We start from the raw sequence: 15,370 nt of genomic DNA, 5'->3' as shown, positions 1-15,370 counted from the left end.
TAACCACAAAAATAGAAGCTCCGGTTCAAATTGTTTTTGACTTTTCAAGAGAATGGTGTTTTTAACAAAGTAACGATTAAAAATTGCAAAGGAAATGTGCGTTCAAAAGGAGAAACCGAACATCCTATGATTTTGTACAAACATCTTAGAGCACAGAGACCAAAACCAGATGCTTTATTGAAGAGAGCGGGGTTGGTATAAATAAATGGATTGCTAAAGGCATTTTAGCAATCCATTTATTTTTAAATTAGTTTATCCTGCCCGAAGAAAAGATCTCAGCATAGATTAACACGTATAGAATTCAGCGCTTGACTGTCCAGGATAAGTACAAGGAAATACTGTCGCACTAGGTTTTCCATTAACCGTAGCCCCTTGAAACATTAAAATATTGTTCCCTGGTCCAATTTGGGCAGTAGAAAGTGTAACCAAGACATCATAGGTTCCAGGAGCAAGTTGAGTAGGATCAATAACTATCATACCGTATGCGGTTTCTTCTTCTCCAGAGAATTGATAGTTCCCCATTAATCCAAATGCATTGACATTTGTCCCATCATTATTCCATGTCCAAGTGGCAGAAGAAACATTATACCAAAATCCACCCCCACATGGAGCTACCATATTACCGATAATTAAACCTGTTACATTATTCAAATACGTTTGACAGCCTGTAGCCTGAAACGCAATATTTATGGTTGTAGCACCTACAATAGATGACATTGAAAAAGAAAGATTTCCGTCATTGTTAACGATACCTAGCGGATAATTCTGGGCTTCACTAGCGCTATAGGTTAATGTTGAATTTACCCAAGTCCCATTAATTTTCTGACACAAAGCACTTAACGTAATAACAATTTCGCTGCTTGTTTTCTGATAGCTACCCGCTGGAACTGCAATACCCATTTCGTTTACCAAGGTTCCAGGAGAGACAACTTGGGAAACAAGGTTTCCGTTATCATTTGCAATATCAGGAAATGATTGAGCCTGCTCAGTTGTATAAGATAAAGGAGCCGAATTTGCAATAGAGCCATCTCTTTTCGCACAAAAGGCATTAATCGTAACATTAACCGACTTACTCGTTTCGAGATAAGATCCTCCAGGAGTAAATATAAGATTTGTGATATTTTCTACAATTGCCATAATTTCTATAATTTAATTGTTTCTCCTACTCATAAGGCTTTTCAGATTACGCCTTCGCTTTTTACTGTGCGAAACAGTTCGTTTATTTAAGTGGGTTCTGCTCCACTGTTTAGTAAGTTGCATCCAACTTTTTAACATACCAAAGAAACAACTGCCGGGTAATTCATTTTTAAACAAAAACAACTGTTTTTAAAACCAGTTATTTTTATCTGGTTTTAAAAACAGTTGACTGAAAACAATAGAAATTATTGAAACAAATGAAGAGTAATACTTGAATCCTTACCGCTTCATGGTTTTAAATTAGGTGATTTACTATTCGCTACATAAAGCTTAAAAGACTGTCTAAAAAGTATATGCAGCCTCTTCTTTATCCGAATACTTTTAAAGAAGGAAACGAAGTTCATGGAATACAAAAAAATATAAAACTCTTAAACTAATTCTTTTATCTTTCGATTAAAAAAATAAATGTAGGTTTTTGGTTTTGTCTAAAAATTCAGCTACAGCTAATTTTTCATATAGAATCTGGGCTAAATCATCAGCCATACCATCGAATCTCCCAACTCATCATTTTGAGTAGTGTCAGTGTCAATTCTCAAATTATCACTATTTTTATTTTCTAGCGATTGTACTAATTGATACCCCCGATTTGAAATTGCAGGAACACTGCTTGACGATTTCCAATAATGCTGAAATTCAAGATCTTCATACAATTGGCTACCACTAAGAATACTGTTTGCCCCAACATATATCCCAGGGATATAACCTCCTTTTTGTACAGCACTATACCATGCGTTGCAGTAATCGATCACGTTTTGTGATAATGTACCTGTAGCTATACCTTCTAAATCACACCATAGATTCATTCCTAAAGGTAACCCAACAGAAATGGCATTTGAAGCTGCATTTTTGCCATAGATAGTTCCTAGACTTTTAGTAGGCGTCCAACCAGCGCTATCCACGTGCTGGACTGCACTTAGAGCTAATCCCTCCTTAAGTATATCGTTTGCTTCATTGAAACTGAGGTCACCAGATTGCTGACCATTAGCAAGAGAGAGGTATCTAATACAAAAAGAATACCCTATCCTTTTGAAATAATTGGCTTGACTAGCTGATACAACGGTGTCTGTATCAAAACCTTTTAAGTTTGGAGTAGCTTTTTGAACTGTTCCTGGTAATTTTCGAGAATTATTTTTCATTTTTTTAGTCTTTGGTTAAGTTATTTTAAACATTAAAAAATCCATCACCTTTTTAATTGTGATGGATTTGTTTCTTTTGAAGCTAAAAACTGGTTCACAATCCTTAACGATTGATCTTCTAGAGACAGGTCTATTTGTTACTAAAGAGGCGATAGTAGCTACTCAATCGAATACGTTCTCTTTTTACAACTTAAATAAACAAGTTATGAACTTTATTTCTGACTATCGATCAGGAAGGTGTACCCTTCTTCTGCATTTCCATTCAAGGAGATATTCACTTCGGTTACTCCTTCTAAATCTTGCTCAAAAAAATGATCTGTATTCAATACTGCCGAATTGATTAGCTGACTTTCTTGAATCTCTGATGCAATACCCCAATACAATTTTGGTTTAAGAACAAAAGTGGCTTTTTGACCGTAGCCCACAATATTTTTTGTAAGCATTAATTTGTTGTCTTTGTACAAAGAAGCACTCACACCGTCTACTATGTTGGCCTCATTATTTACATCAATAGATTTTGTATCCGAAGCGTTTCCGTTTGCCGCAAGAACAATTCCTGTGTCATTTTGGCTTACCGTATAACGTTTACCAATGTCTGATGGTAAAATTTGCGTCTTATTCATTCCGCCTTGCCATGTAGCTCCTACCTCGGTAACGATTGGGAATACAAAACTGCTAGAAGAACCGCGTCCTATATCAGGAATAGTACGCCATGCCACACCTTCCTTCAAGACATCAAAGGTTGGTGTTTCGTTTTTAGTAAATACAAAAACCGTTGGAAGATCCTTGTTCATCGATTTATTCGTGTAGGTAATTTTAATATCTGTTGCCATTATTTATTTATTTTTATGTTATTAATTATTTTTGACTATCTATTAAGAAAGTATAACCATCTTCTGCGTTTCCATTCAAGGAGATATTCACTTCGGTTACTCCTTCTAAATCTTGCTCAAAAAAGGAATCCGTATTCAATACTGCCGAATTGATTAGCTGACTTTCTTGAATCTCTGATGCAATACCCCAATACAATTTTGGCTTAAGGACAAAAGTGGCTTTTTGACCGTAGCCCACTATTTTTTTTGTAAGCATTAATTTGTTGTCTTTGTACAAAGAAGCACTCACACCGTCTTGGATGTTGGCATTGTTATTCACATCAATAGATTTTGTATCCGAAGCGTTTCCGTTTGCCGCAAGAACAATCCCTGTGTCATTTTGGCTTACCGTATAACGTTTACCAATGTCTGATGGCAAAATTTGCGTCTTATTCATTCCGCCTTGCCATGTAGCTCCTACCTCGGTAACGATTGGGAATACAAAACTGCTAGAAGAACCGCGTCCTATATCAGGAATGGTACGCCATGCCACACCTTCCTTCAAGACATCAAAGGTTGGTGTTTCATTTTTAGTAAATACAAAAACCGTTGGAAGATCCTTGTTCATCGATTTATTCGTGTAGGTAATTTTAATATCTGTTGCCATTATTTATTTGTTTTTATGTTATTAATTAATTTTGTTAAACTATTGACCTGGAGTAAATGTTTCTGTAGAGGTAGTCAAGCCCTTAAGAAAAGCTCTTCCCGCTGAAAACTCTGATAGCGCATTTATTACATCTTGTGAAGGGAATAAATCCGCTGAAATAGAGTAATTTTTTTTAGATAAAACTTTTACATCGTCAATTATAACTTCTATGGTAACGTCTAAAGTTGCAGCCTTGCAAGCACTCTTCTCTATCGTTATTTTAGTTCCAGTTACTGTTGGAGTACAACTAGGAGGAGAATAAACTGCACTTAACACCTTCCCAGATTTTAAATTATTTTTAATCTTTTCCAATAGTTGCTTAATCTTTGATTCGATCTCCTTGTTTATTTTTCCTCCTAAACTACTCTCTAATTGAGTTGCAAATGTTGTTGTGTCTGTAATTGCGTTTTTTGAAGTTAAATCAAGCTGTGAGTAGGTGTTCTCTAATTCTTTTTCACTGTTTACTTCTAGAAAAGTCTCAATTTCTTGTTCAATTTTAATCAACTCCTCTGTTGCTGTTTCTGTTTTTGTTGGTTCACTCATTTTATTTTGTTTTTTATTTAATAATTTATTATTGTTTACTATATAACCTCCATTCGTTATTACTTTTTCTTCAAATTTCATTGAAGAAAAAAAATTAGCATCTAAAGGTTTTCCACGAATCCTTATGTTACCATTCTTTAAAAAATGGTAACACCAGTTGCCTTTTGGAGGCAGAATGCGGTTTACGTTCGCAATACCAGATATTTCATATTCGAAGGCGTTCATTTTTATAAGTGAATTAACTTCCTCCTTCTATTTGAAACTGGTATCCATTCTCTGCATTCCCATTTAGGGAAATCATCACATAACTAAGCCCGGTAAGGTCCAATTCAAAGAACTTCCTACTACTTATCACCGCGGATTGCAAACTACTCCCTTCCGTTATTTCTGACGCTAATCCAAAATAGATTTTTTTTGAGGGTCTAAATACAGCCGATTGATCATAGCCAACTTGACGTTTCTCTAACATCACCTTATCATTGTTACAAAACTGAGCCGCCACTCCATTGGCAACCTCGATAGCGTTTACCACTTCAATGGTTTTTGCATCTGATGCATCTCCGTCTGGCTTCAACACAATACCCGTTGTGTCTTGAATCACTTGATACCTACCCCCTAACTTGGCCGGAATCTGAGCAGTACTATTGGAGTCATTATCCCAAGATGCTTGCACCCAATATTCTTGACTATAATAAAAAGTAGCTCGTGATCCCCTACCGATATTTTTAATTACTTTCCAAGCAACCTCTTCTTCTATACTATCAAAGTTTGAGGTCCCATTTTGAGCAAAAATAAATACCTGCGGCAAGTCTTTATTCGCAGATTTATTAACGTAACAAATCTTTGTTCCTAGTGCTAAACTATCCATTATTCTTGGTGTTCTATTTGAAAGTTATAGCCAATCTCCGCATTCCCATTTAAAGAAACCGTTGCAGCACTTACGTTTGCCAGATCCTGTTCAAAAAACACGTTGCTATCCAACACCGCAGAAGATATCGATTGAGAAACCTGAATTTCGGAGGCAATGCCCCAATAAATTTTAGGAGCCAATTGGAAGGTTGCTTTTTGCTCATATGCAACAATGTTTTTTTTTACAATCACATTGTCTCCTTTAAGTAACAGCGCACTAATGCCTTTGTTCATTTGGATATTATTCATTAACTCAATATCCATTGGACTTATCGCATTACCATCTTGCTGTAGCACAATTCCTGTTGCATTTTTTTGCACAGTATACCGTTTTCCTACTTCACAAAGTAATTGATTGGTTTCATTTGCACCTCCTTCCCAAGTGGCTTTAATACTCGTTTGGGATGGGAAAACAAAACTACTCCGTGAGTTTCTTCCGATATTTTTAATTACTCTCCAAGCTACCCCGTCACGAATAGCATTGAAGGATGCCAATTCATTTTGCGTAAAAACGAAAATACTAGGCATATCCTCGTTTAAGGAATTGTTGACATACGTTATTTTTACATCTCTACTACTCATAATGACCTCCTTTCTTTTTTATTTTTTTCATGTTCTTATTTTTATAATTAAACCATGCTTACTTGTTTGACAATCAATCTGTTTTTTTAAGTGGGTTCTACTCCACTAAAAATGGTTTACCATTTTTATTTCAACTTGAATAGTCTATCATGCAATCCCTATCAATCAAACTATACTTCTATTTTTTGTTGGAGATAAAAATCCCATGTACACTGTTGAATGAGATTGTATTTTTTAAACTACTCTTGGTTTTCATGTTCTAATCTGCAGTATCAGTTCATAATTTTTTTTAAAATTCTAATTGTACAAATTAGGAATACTAATAAGTTAAAATTACGTTAAGACTTTCGATTCATTTTTTATGAAAAAGGCATCTATTTAGCAAGCTTTCTCCTTATAATATTGTTTTTATTCACACTTTAAAGTTTATTTTTTACTTATAACAATTAGGATAAACTTTGTTTTAGTCTATTTTTAGGTTTTATTCAAAAATCATTATATCAGTAGGTTACTGCTAAATTACCTGCAGGAATACCAAGGGCGGAATTATTTACAATGGTCACGGCTCTATTATTTATTACATAGTTATCAACGGCACCGACAGCAACTGTGTGAGCCACAGCAGGGCTTCCTCCGATACTTATTGTGTAAGGAACTGCAACTCCTATTATTTGTAAATTCCCAGGCACTTGGTTTGTACCTATATTGCCTGTGGTTCCAGGAAAAATCGTTATATGTGGCATAGTTTTTTAATTATATTAAATTTATATTAGACTTTCTTAAGTGCCTAAAACGATTAGGCTAAAAAGCGTTTTAATGGGCTTTAGATTTTGTTATGGTTATCCGTTACTAATAAAGCTTTAAACCCACCTCTTACCTTTACCCTCCAGTTATTTTGTATATGGCATTATTTCCGGTCCCTCCATTTCGGTCGATATCTGCAGAGTGAGCTGTAGGCCCAGTGTAATAGCGCAACCATCTTTTGTCTTCGTCCCATCCTGTTGATTGATTTCTTTCGAGCGCTATTGCTCTTTTCCAGGCCTGTGCATCCGCAGGCCAATTATCATTTTGGTTTGAAAATAAAACTCTGCGTTCACCATTGGTGTCATTTCTTATTGATGTATACATTTAAAATATCTTTTTAATTGTCATTTAGGCTTTGTTACAGACTTTCTTTATTACCTATAACAACCTTTTATAAGCCACTAGACTCTCTAGCGATCTTTATTTTAACCTTATCTTTAACACTAAGTGGTCTAACATCACCCGAATTGGTAATAAAGATTCACTATAACGTCCTATTTGGAGAATTGCCAGCAAAAAATTGCGATACACCATTTTTTTTCGTTAATTACTTTTTATGCCTACTTATTTATGATTTTCCATACGTCTATTTCTAACCTTTTAAAGCTAACATTTATAATCACTGTGTTAAAGATTTTTGAATTTCAAAATAAAATAATGCAACAGTAATGTAGCTGTTATAAAACTTGGCATATTGTATGCCTTGTACTTCTGTCGGATTTTTTTTCATTTGAAACTCACATTTAAATCATTTCCCAATCTGCAGTATCAGTCCATGATTTTTTTTAGAATCAATTTGTACAAATGATGAATTCTAATAAGCCAAAATTACAGTGACAGCGTTAGTTTGTTTTGTATGAAACAGGCAACTATTTAGCAATTTGACTCATTGTTGCTTTTTAACCCATCTATTCAAGGAAAACACAGCTTTGTATTTCTATGCTCATCTAGGTGAGCAACCAACAATTTGTTTAAAATAGCATAAAAGATATGCTGCATGTTGTAGCCATAAAGCACGTACTAATCTTGCGGTAGAAAACCCAAACAAATACGGAACTTTACGATTACGATTCGAAGTTTAATAGGGGGTATTTGCATTAAGAATGTAGTTGGCTAGATATACAATCATTTCATAATATCCGTTTGTAATGGGACTTTTAGACAAAAACTTAATTTTATCAATTTCTCTTTTTATTTGCCATAGTTCTGGATTGAATAATTCATCATTTAGAGGACAAAATGGATTGTATTTAAAAATCTGATCATAATTTTGAATTACATTATTGTAAACCCCTATTCTCGCTCGATTTGCCTGTGCTATATTTGTATTGGCAATACTATTTTGTATTTGTCGTAAATCATCAGTCGTAAATTCTAAATATAAAGTATGATACTTGTTTGGTACAGTGTTCAATAAACTCAATAAAATCTCATATTTAGCTCCGTTTACTATCATATTTCTCAACGTTAATAACGATTGAAGTCGATTCAAAGGAAAAAACTCAAAAGTTATTTCTTTACCACATTCTTCTGTAAATTTTCTTAAGCAGGCTCTAAAAAGCTCTTCATCCTTATTAAATACTCCTCCTGGAAAAGCAAATTGACCTGGACCATTCTCAATTGAAAGTCCATCAGGGTATATCTCATTTGTATCATGAGAAAAATAAGTAAGGTCTCTTTTAGTAAAAGTTAAAAAATAACCTTCTTGAGAGTATAAAACAATATAACATTTCATAGTATCTATTTTTTTAATTAATTTTTTTGTCATTTTTATATGGTAACATTTTCATCTTGTTTCCTGTATTGTTTGTCACAACAAGTGTTTAGTAAACTAATTTCAAACTTGTAAAATCTAAATATTTTCTTTTATCCTTATGTCACATTGCGTAACACCTATGACTGTCTCTATTTAAAAAGCGATTCTCTTTTATTTCTTCAAAATAAATGATCTGTTTATTATTTACCTGACATTATTCCGCAGCTGCGATTCCTTCTTTATAAGTCAAAATTACCATGGCATACTTGATTTGTTTTGTATCAAACATGCAACTACTTAGCAATTTGACTTATTACTTCTTCTTTTAATTTATCTATACAGGAAAAAAACACGCTTACATTTCTATACTCCCCTGGTGAGCAACCAAAATTTTGTTTGAAATAGCGTGAAAGGTGAGCAACATCAAAAAAACCAGCAAGAGAAGCAGCTTCAGTAACAGATTTGTTTTGTGTTGAGAGTAATTCGGCTGCGTGTTGTAATCGTAAATCACGTACTAGTCTTGCGGTAGAAAACCCAAACAAATGCTGTACTTTACGATTTAGATTCGAAGAACTTATGAATAGTTTGCTAGCTAATTCTTCTATAGAAAACAATTCATTGTCGAGATTATCAATGACAATAGTAAACAATTTGGCTAGCCATCTATTTTTAGCTTTTAGTAGTAGGAGTTGATCAAAGCAATTTTCACTCAAGGGTATTTTCCAATCCCATAGTTCAGTGGTTTCATCTAATGCCTTTTTACGGTATTCTGATGGACTACTACCAAACTCTTGCTTGAATGTACGACTGAAACTAGTTAACCCATTGAATCCGCATTGATTCGCTATCTCTTCTATAGAATGCGAATTAGAATCCAACAGCTGTTTTGCATATTCCATTCTATAATGTAAAATAAGTTTAGCCGGAGAATAATCAATTTGGGCCGACAATTTTCGGTTCAGTTGAGCCATACTCATTTGTAATTCATCCGCTAGTTGCGGTACTCCAAATGAAGAGTCCGTTTTTTTTCCTGTAGAATAGCATCAATTTGCTCTACAAACATGCTATTGACGGTAATTAGATTGCCATCATGTACTTTTCTTTGTTTTTTTTTCATGATTATTTATTTTTGTATGGTACTGGTTAAAAGCATTTTTTTACGATACTACTTATGAATATTTGTTAAAAAGGAGGAATACAATACACAAAAGGAATGATGAGCAGATTGTCAAAAAATCTTAGACAATAAACTCAACTCTTTTTTGGGAGAAGGAAGGATAAACCATTTACGTTTTTGAGCTGGAAGTATTAGGAAAATTCTCCTGTTTACTCATTTTCCAATCTGTAAAATCTTCTATTAGTTCGTTTGGCAATCACAATCTAAATGCATGAGAAACTTTGCCAAGAAAAGATTTAACAATATTTTGGTACATTCATAATGAGCAAAAAAAATCCTGTAGATTGCTACTGGATTGATAAGGTTAGTTAAGGTTTAAAGAAAATTCATTTCTGAATTAGGTACTTAAAACATAATGCTTGAAACATATAGTCTCTTCAAAAAGAGACTCTTCAAAATAGAAAAGCCACACCACAAATTACAATTCAACTAGAAAATTTTAGACACTTGTCTTTTTCTGCCAAATGCTTAAATTTTGTACGTATAACCAGAGTATACAATGATCTTTAAGAATCTGCACCTGTAAAACCGACTTAGCTTTATCTTTAAAATTCAATTTATAGATGACCTTTAAGCCTTTGAATTGAAACATTAGAGTACCAAAAAACATGGTAATAGATGTTAAATTATAAGTTTGATTGTTGTTCCAATCAGAAACAAAGTCTTTTTCCCCGCTATATTCATAAATTTATTTAAATTAAATCCTTCTAGTTATAAAGTGTTTCAGATCCGCCTTCGCTTTTTTTAATGGGTTCTGCTCCTCTTTTTTTAATTTTTTACTTCTTACCAATATTTAAAGTTTTACTAATACTGTAAACACATGAAGGTTATCTCATTTAAAAAATTAATAAGAAACAAATCTTGAAAATAAATTTTGCACGCTTTTCTTTTCTTCCGAAAAAACATTTAAAATTTGGTTGTCAGGAACCACTTCTTCATTTTTATAGGAAGAAAATTTCTTCATGGCGGTTTCAATAGTAAAACTATAGGTGAATTTGAGTACAAACTGGTAAAATGACATAAGACAGGAATTCTTACACACGAAGCAGGAATAAGCAGGATAAGACTTATTCTAAAAACAGAATAAAACAAAAAACATAACAAAACTCAACTTATAATAGTTCTGTAAATTCTTATTTGTCAAAAAATCACTATTTAACCGCTTAGTTATAGTTGCATAACTACTATATGCTTTTTTATTCTAAAATAGAATTGACCAAAGAAAGTTTTAAGTTCTTAGTTTTAAAGAAGGCATCGAAGATTACATTTGATCAATAAAAAACAAAAAAGCTAAATGAATTTTGGTTTTTCGCATTCTATGACCTCTTATCCTCCCAAACTACCATTGATTAATGACAGAATAGTTCCTGTATGGGAGAGGTTTAAAATAATTAGGAGCCGTATTTGGAGAAAACAAGTTACCTTAAAGAATTCATTATTGCCCTCAGTAAATGAAGGCCAAGGAAGGAAAAATTATTTTTCTAAGAGGAAAACCTATAATCAAAAAGCTCATTTTTAACAGCGAAAAGAACAAGACCCGCAGTGTTTTTACATCCAATTTTGAGCAATAAATTATTGCGATGACCATTTACTGTGCTATCACTTATAAATAATTTTTGCGCAATTTCCTGACTGGTAAATTCTTGGCAAATTAAATGCAAAATTTCTTTTTCTCGGCGGGTAAGGTCAATGCTTGCCGTATGTATGAATTTGTTTTTTTTGCCCTGCAAATTATTATGCATGGCTTTTATGCTAGCATCATTAAAATAATAGTCCTGATTTATAACAGCATGCAAGGCTTTTTCCAATTCATCAGGTTCGGTGTTTTTGGCCAAATAGGCATTGGCCCCCTCTTCTATTAATTTATGTATGTATTTTTCTTCTTCGTGTATGGTGAGAATAATGTTTTTTATAGAAGGATACAATTTTCGTACCTGTTTCATGGTTTCAATGCCATTAAGTATAGGCATATTAAGATCAATTAAGCATATACTTATAACCTCTGAGCTCATGGATAATTTATCTAAGAGTTCTTCTCCATTTCCAGATTCAATACAAACTTTTACATCATTAAATGTTGTTAAAAGAGAAATTATACCTTTCCGGAATAATACCTGATCTTCTGCAATAGCTATATTGATCATTTAATATTGTTTTTATTGAGAGGAATCATTAGTTCACATTCAAAACCTTTAGCGGGTTCAGAATTAAAGTTTACAGCTCCTTCTAAAGCAATGATCCTGCTTTCTATGTTTTTTAATCCAATCCCTTTTTGTAAGTTTTTATTTTTCATATCAAGACCAATTCCATCATCACGATAGGTTATGTTGAGGCATTTTTTATCTTTATTATGTTTAATCCAAACAGTTATTTTTTTTGCTTGAGCATATTTAATACAGTTGGAAAGTAATTCCTGCATGATTCTATAAATGGCTAAGGCAGTGTCATTGTTTAATAAATCCAGCTTGTATTCGTTTTCGAAATTTATAGTTATTCCTGAAAGAGAGGAAATGGAATTGAAATGATTATCAAGTGTTTGCTGAAGCCCTAATAATTCTAGTTCAAAGGGTACAATAGCGTGTGAGATCCTGCGAATACTGTTGATACCTGTCTGTATAAGGCTTTTACTAATCTGAACCTGTTCTTTTGACAAATGATCTTCTTTTTTAATTTGATTCACAGCAAGGGACAAGCTAGAAAAGATGCTGCCTATTTCATCGTGTATATCCTTGGCAATGCGCATGCGCTCGACTTCTGCCGATTGTATGGTATTTATGATTAAATCTTTTTTATATCTGGCATCTAGTAAGTAGAATTCTTCTTGTTTTTTCAACAATCGTTTCTGATACAAAACGAATACTAAAATCGACCCTCCCGCTATTATCGCAAAGGATAACATACTAAAGAGTATCCCATAGTACATATTCATTTAGTTTGGCATTTGATTAAACCAAGCGACATGATGAGGTACATAATTACCAATAAAAAGGTATGTATTGTCCAGATATTCAAGGATAATGAATAAGTCATTTCATTAATACAAGTACTAAAGGAAAATAATATAATGGAGCCTGAAAAATAAATAAAAAATCCACCAACGATATAACTTATTCCTTTGGATTCCGAGGAGTTTAAAATTTGCTCGTTGTTAAGCAATTTTATAAACCAACAAAAAGAAAGAGAAATAAAGATGAGAGCTTCAACCGAACGTCCTAAAGTATTAAAACTAAATATACTTTCAAGAAAGACCGAGTCAATTAGTGCGAAAATCGTAAAGAAAAGGGTTAATACTATAAATGCTTTTTTTGAAATGAATCCTACAAGCAATTTTGAATAGAACCATACTAAAATTAAAAACTCGAATAAGGTAAAAACATGATTTACAGGAAGATTATTAATGCTTTTTTTCCAGCATAAAAATGATGTTATCAATGCAAGCACTGACAACACCAAATAATAGGATATTATTTTTATTTCCAGCGAATGTTTTTCACGACTTCTAAATGTTAAATAGATGGGTAAAATAATCATCCAAGGAGCATAGGTGAAAAAAAAAATCTTGATTTCTGAAAACATGAAAAGGTATTTATTGAATTAGAAACCCCGCATAATTTGTTCTCATTCATTTACATTCTGAGGGCATGTTGGAGGGCAGGGATAGCAGACGTCATAACATGCGCTAACTAGTACTTCGGTATTTTCATCTCCAGAAGGCACAAATGGAAGGCGTTTTCCTGGTTCATTTCCGATAAGTGGTTCAAAAAACATATAAGGTAAAAAAGCGCCCTCCACATTCGGAACTGGTTTTAAACCAATCCTACAATTCACGGCTTCTATTTTTTTAGAAGGATTTTTTTTATTGTATTCCTTTGTTAAATTTGATAATTGCTCAAAATCATTAATGGAAAAACTAAAGGAATTTAGCTGTATTTGACCTAAAGAAGGAATAACAGTATCTGGTACAATCTGGTACTGGCCGTTTTTCCAATTATCAACATAACTTTGGGCAAGTTTTGGATTAATGGTGCGGATTCGCACAACTTCAGGGTTAATTGTTGCCAAAACCGCTTCTGTTTCAGAAATTATTTCTTCGTTTTTCATATAATTGATTTTTTTCTATTCATGATGTTTTTCAGATTTCGTCCTAGCTTTTTACTGTGCTAATCAGTATCATTTATTGAAGTGAGTCTACTTGTCACCTCGATTTTTATCTATTGTGTATTACTAATCTTTTCAATAAGCAAAGCTTAATAACTCATATAGACAAATATTATTAAGAAAATTAATTTATAACTCAATTTACAAAATCTCCTTTTTTTTATAATAGTATTGAGCCAAATATGGCTAATTAATTCAAATTACGACCACGTATAAATACCTGATTTTATATTGTTTTTTATAAATTTTTAAAGCCTAAAATATCAATTCATAACAACAACAGAACCAGACACTAGAAAACTATATCGATTACAACGAAACAGCCTAGTGGCAAGACAAATACTTCGAAATCTAAATGCTCCACTAAAGCCGAATAACAACCTTGAACTTATACCTTGTTTTGTAAATGAAGAGGAAGAAGGTTTCGAGAGAGTTGTCAGAAAATTAAATCTTCAAAAACTCCCTAAAATTCTCCACAGTCACAACCGTAAAACCCCCTTGATAATTATCCGAAAAAGTTTTAGGCAGTTTCGCTTTTTTGGCTTTCCACTTAAATTCATAAGCGTTAACTTCATCGGCAACGGTTTCAATATAATCGATTTCTTGTTGCTGAGTAGTTCGCCAGAAAAAAGGCTTCGCTATGCTGTTTTGGTAACTCAACACTTTCATTCGTTCCGAAATCAGGAAGTTTTCCCACAGCGCTCCTTTGTCTTGACGGAATTCCAAAAAATTAAAATTCCCAATCAGCATATTCCGAACGCCATTGTCATAAAAATATATTTTCCTGTTGGCTTTGATTTCATTTCGAACGTTTCGGCTGAAACTGTTCAACTTAAAAACCACAAAACTTTTTTCGAGCAAATCAATATAATTACTGACTGTATTTTTATCGACTCCAACCAATTGTGCAATTTCGTTATAACTTACTTCACTACCAATTTGCAACGCCAAAGCCTGTAGAATTTTTTCTAAAACTTCGGATTTCCGAATACCAGTCAGAGATAAAATATCTTTGTATAAATAACTCGATACCAGATTTTTAAGAATCTCATATTCATTCCCAAAATTATTGATTACGTCAGGATACATTCCGTAAAGCAACCGCAGTTCGAGTTGCTGCTGTGCTTTGATGTACCCCACATTATTCTCGAATTCGCTCCAAGAAACAGGAAACATTTGAAACTCAAATTTCCTCCCCGTTAGCGGTTCCTGTGTCATATTGTGAATATCCAAAACCGAAGAACCGCTCACAATCACCTGAACATCTTTTATTTGGTCAACAATAATTTTTAGCTTCAAACCAATGTTCGGAATGCGTTGTACCTCATCAATAAAAATATATTTGTAATCTCCTATAATACTCTTCAACGTTTCGGTATTGGCATTCGCCAAAGTATCCATCACCACCGAATCATCACCATCCAAAAACAAATACGAGATATCCTTCAACAAAGTATTTATCAAGGTCGTTTTTCCCACTTGACGCGGGCCAACAAGAACGATTGCTTTTCCTTTATTCAACCTATCTCTTATTCTATCTATTAAACTCCTTATTATCATTACATTAATTTTAAACAAATGTAACGAAAT

General features: G+C 33.3%; 17 protein-coding genes. 1 reads left to right on the top strand and 16 read right to left on the bottom strand.

Annotated features, from left to right (window positions below; genetic code table 11):
- Window positions 1-36: 36 nt before the first annotated feature.
- A complete protein-coding gene (locus FNW52_RS10860; protein ID WP_143377492.1) occupies window positions 37-201 on the top strand; it encodes a M3 family metallopeptidase in 165 nt (54 codons plus the stop codon).
- A gap of 84 nt (window positions 202-285) precedes the next feature.
- Here the strand turns inward: FNW52_RS10860 and FNW52_RS10855 are convergent, their stop codons facing one another.
- From FNW52_RS10855 to FNW52_RS10785, 16 genes are all read right to left on the bottom strand, one after another.
- Window positions 286-1,137, bottom strand: a complete 852-nt coding sequence (locus FNW52_RS10855) for a hypothetical protein (protein WP_143377491.1) — start codon at window positions 1,135-1,137, stop codon at window positions 286-288.
- Window positions 1,138-1,664: 527 nt separating this feature from the next.
- Complete coding sequence (locus tag FNW52_RS10850; RefSeq protein ID WP_143377490.1) at window positions 1,665-2,333, bottom strand: DUF1906 domain-containing protein; 669 nt, start codon at window positions 2,331-2,333, stop codon at window positions 1,665-1,667.
- A gap of 212 nt (window positions 2,334-2,545) precedes the next feature.
- Window positions 2,546-3,166 carry a hypothetical protein gene (locus FNW52_RS10845; RefSeq protein WP_143377489.1) on the bottom strand — a complete coding sequence of 207 codons (621 nt, stop codon included), beginning with the start codon at window positions 3,164-3,166 and terminating at the stop codon, window positions 2,546-2,548.
- Window positions 3,167-3,191: 25 nt separating this feature from the next.
- A complete protein-coding gene (locus FNW52_RS10840; protein ID WP_143377488.1) occupies window positions 3,192-3,812 on the bottom strand; it encodes a hypothetical protein in 621 nt (206 codons plus the stop codon).
- Window positions 3,813-3,851: 39 nt separating this feature from the next.
- The gene (locus FNW52_RS10835) at window positions 3,852-4,619 is read right to left on the bottom strand and encodes a hypothetical protein (protein WP_143377487.1); all 768 of its coding nucleotides are present in this window, start codon (window positions 4,617-4,619) and stop codon (window positions 3,852-3,854) included.
- 13 nt (window positions 4,620-4,632) lie between these two features.
- Window positions 4,633-5,262: a hypothetical protein gene (locus FNW52_RS10830; RefSeq protein ID WP_255515567.1), complete on the bottom strand. Its 630-nt coding sequence runs from the start codon at window positions 5,260-5,262 to the stop codon at window positions 4,633-4,635.
- A complete protein-coding gene (locus FNW52_RS10825) occupies window positions 5,262-5,885 on the bottom strand; it encodes a hypothetical protein (RefSeq protein WP_143377485.1) in 624 nt (207 codons plus the stop codon). The genes FNW52_RS10830 and FNW52_RS10825 overlap by 1 nt, the downstream gene beginning before the upstream one ends.
- Window positions 5,886-6,385: 500 nt before the next feature.
- On the bottom strand, window positions 6,386-6,628 hold the full coding sequence (locus FNW52_RS10820; protein ID WP_143377484.1) for a hypothetical protein: 243 nt from the start codon (window positions 6,626-6,628) through the stop codon (window positions 6,386-6,388).
- Between the two features lie 136 nt (window positions 6,629-6,764).
- Window positions 6,765-7,013: a hypothetical protein gene (locus FNW52_RS10815; protein WP_143377483.1), complete on the bottom strand. Its 249-nt coding sequence runs from the start codon at window positions 7,011-7,013 to the stop codon at window positions 6,765-6,767.
- 754 nt (window positions 7,014-7,767) lie between these two features.
- On the bottom strand, window positions 7,768-8,457 hold the full coding sequence (locus FNW52_RS10810; protein ID WP_143377482.1) for a hypothetical protein: 690 nt from the start codon (window positions 8,455-8,457) through the stop codon (window positions 7,768-7,770).
- 281 nt (window positions 8,458-8,738) lie between these two features.
- Window positions 8,739-9,422 carry an AraC family transcriptional regulator gene (locus tag FNW52_RS21295; RefSeq protein WP_143377481.1) on the bottom strand — a complete coding sequence of 228 codons (684 nt, stop codon included), beginning with the start codon at window positions 9,420-9,422 and terminating at the stop codon, window positions 8,739-8,741.
- A gap of 1,044 nt (window positions 9,423-10,466) precedes the next feature.
- A complete protein-coding gene (locus FNW52_RS20740) occupies window positions 10,467-10,643 on the bottom strand; it encodes a hypothetical protein (protein ID WP_185965961.1) in 177 nt (58 codons plus the stop codon).
- Between the two features lie 460 nt (window positions 10,644-11,103).
- The gene (locus tag FNW52_RS10800) at window positions 11,104-11,766 is read right to left on the bottom strand and encodes a response regulator transcription factor (RefSeq protein ID WP_143377480.1); all 663 of its coding nucleotides are present in this window, start codon (window positions 11,764-11,766) and stop codon (window positions 11,104-11,106) included.
- On the bottom strand, window positions 11,763-12,551 hold the full coding sequence (locus tag FNW52_RS10795) for a sensor histidine kinase (protein ID WP_143377479.1): 789 nt from the start codon (window positions 12,549-12,551) through the stop codon (window positions 11,763-11,765). The genes FNW52_RS10800 and FNW52_RS10795 overlap by 4 nt, the downstream gene beginning before the upstream one ends.
- Before the next feature lie 689 nt (window positions 12,552-13,240).
- Window positions 13,241-13,723: a hypothetical protein gene (locus tag FNW52_RS10790; protein WP_143377478.1), complete on the bottom strand. Its 483-nt coding sequence runs from the start codon at window positions 13,721-13,723 to the stop codon at window positions 13,241-13,243.
- A 501-nt stretch (window positions 13,724-14,224) separates the two neighbouring features.
- Window positions 14,225-15,340 carry an ATP-binding protein gene (locus FNW52_RS10785; RefSeq protein ID WP_143377477.1) on the bottom strand — a complete coding sequence of 372 codons (1,116 nt, stop codon included), beginning with the start codon at window positions 15,338-15,340 and terminating at the stop codon, window positions 14,225-14,227.
- Window positions 15,341-15,370 lie beyond the last annotated feature (30 nt).

It is taken from the genome of Flavobacterium sp. ZT3R18 (genome assembly GCF_007097385.1).
GTDB lineage: Bacteria > Bacteroidota > Bacteroidia > Flavobacteriales > Flavobacteriaceae > Flavobacterium.
Note: the sequence above shows the minus strand (reverse complement) of the source record. Positions and strands in the feature narration are given on the sequence as shown.

What these genes read in the sequence shown, in the direction of transcription:
- FNW52_RS10855 (WP_143377491.1), bottom strand. Translation starts at nt 1,137, where the DNA reads ATGGCAATTGTAGAAAATATCACAAATCTTATATTTACTCCTGGAGGA.
- FNW52_RS10850 (WP_143377490.1), bottom strand. Translation starts at nt 2,333, where the DNA reads ATGAAAAATAATTCTCGAAAATTACCAGGAACAGTTCAAAAAGCTACT.
- FNW52_RS10845 (WP_143377489.1), bottom strand. Translation starts at nt 3,166, where the DNA reads ATGGCAACAGATATTAAAATTACCTACACGAATAAATCGATGAACAAG.
- FNW52_RS10840 (WP_143377488.1), bottom strand. Translation starts at nt 3,812, where the DNA reads ATGGCAACAGATATTAAAATTACCTACACGAATAAATCGATGAACAAG.
- FNW52_RS10835 (WP_143377487.1), bottom strand. Translation starts at nt 4,619, where the DNA reads ATGAACGCCTTCGAATATGAAATATCTGGTATTGCGAACGTAAACCGC.
- FNW52_RS10830 (WP_255515567.1), bottom strand. Translation starts at nt 5,262, where the DNA reads ATGGATAGTTTAGCACTAGGAACAAAGATTTGTTACGTTAATAAATCT.
- FNW52_RS10825 (WP_143377485.1), bottom strand. Translation starts at nt 5,885, where the DNA reads ATGAGTAGTAGAGATGTAAAAATAACGTATGTCAACAATTCCTTAAAC.
- FNW52_RS10820 (WP_143377484.1), bottom strand. Translation starts at nt 6,628, where the DNA reads ATGCCACATATAACGATTTTTCCTGGAACCACAGGCAATATAGGTACA.
- FNW52_RS10815 (WP_143377483.1), bottom strand. Translation starts at nt 7,013, where the DNA reads ATGTATACATCAATAAGAAATGACACCAATGGTGAACGCAGAGTTTTA.
- FNW52_RS10810 (WP_143377482.1), bottom strand. Translation starts at nt 8,457, where the DNA reads ATGACAAAAAAATTAATTAAAAAAATAGATACTATGAAATGTTATATT.
- FNW52_RS21295 (WP_143377481.1), bottom strand. Translation starts at nt 9,422, where the DNA reads ATGAGTATGGCTCAACTGAACCGAAAATTGTCGGCCCAAATTGATTAT.
- FNW52_RS20740 (WP_185965961.1), bottom strand. Translation starts at nt 10,643, where the DNA reads ATGTCATTTTACCAGTTTGTACTCAAATTCACCTATAGTTTTACTATT.
- FNW52_RS10800 (WP_143377480.1), bottom strand. Translation starts at nt 11,766, where the DNA reads ATGATCAATATAGCTATTGCAGAAGATCAGGTATTATTCCGGAAAGGT.
- FNW52_RS10795 (WP_143377479.1), bottom strand. Translation starts at nt 12,551, where the DNA reads ATGAATATGTACTATGGGATACTCTTTAGTATGTTATCCTTTGCGATA.
- FNW52_RS10790 (WP_143377478.1), bottom strand. Translation starts at nt 13,723, where the DNA reads ATGAAAAACGAAGAAATAATTTCTGAAACAGAAGCGGTTTTGGCAACA.
- FNW52_RS10785 (WP_143377477.1), bottom strand. Translation starts at nt 15,340, where the DNA reads ATGATAATAAGGAGTTTAATAGATAGAATAAGAGATAGGTTGAATAAA.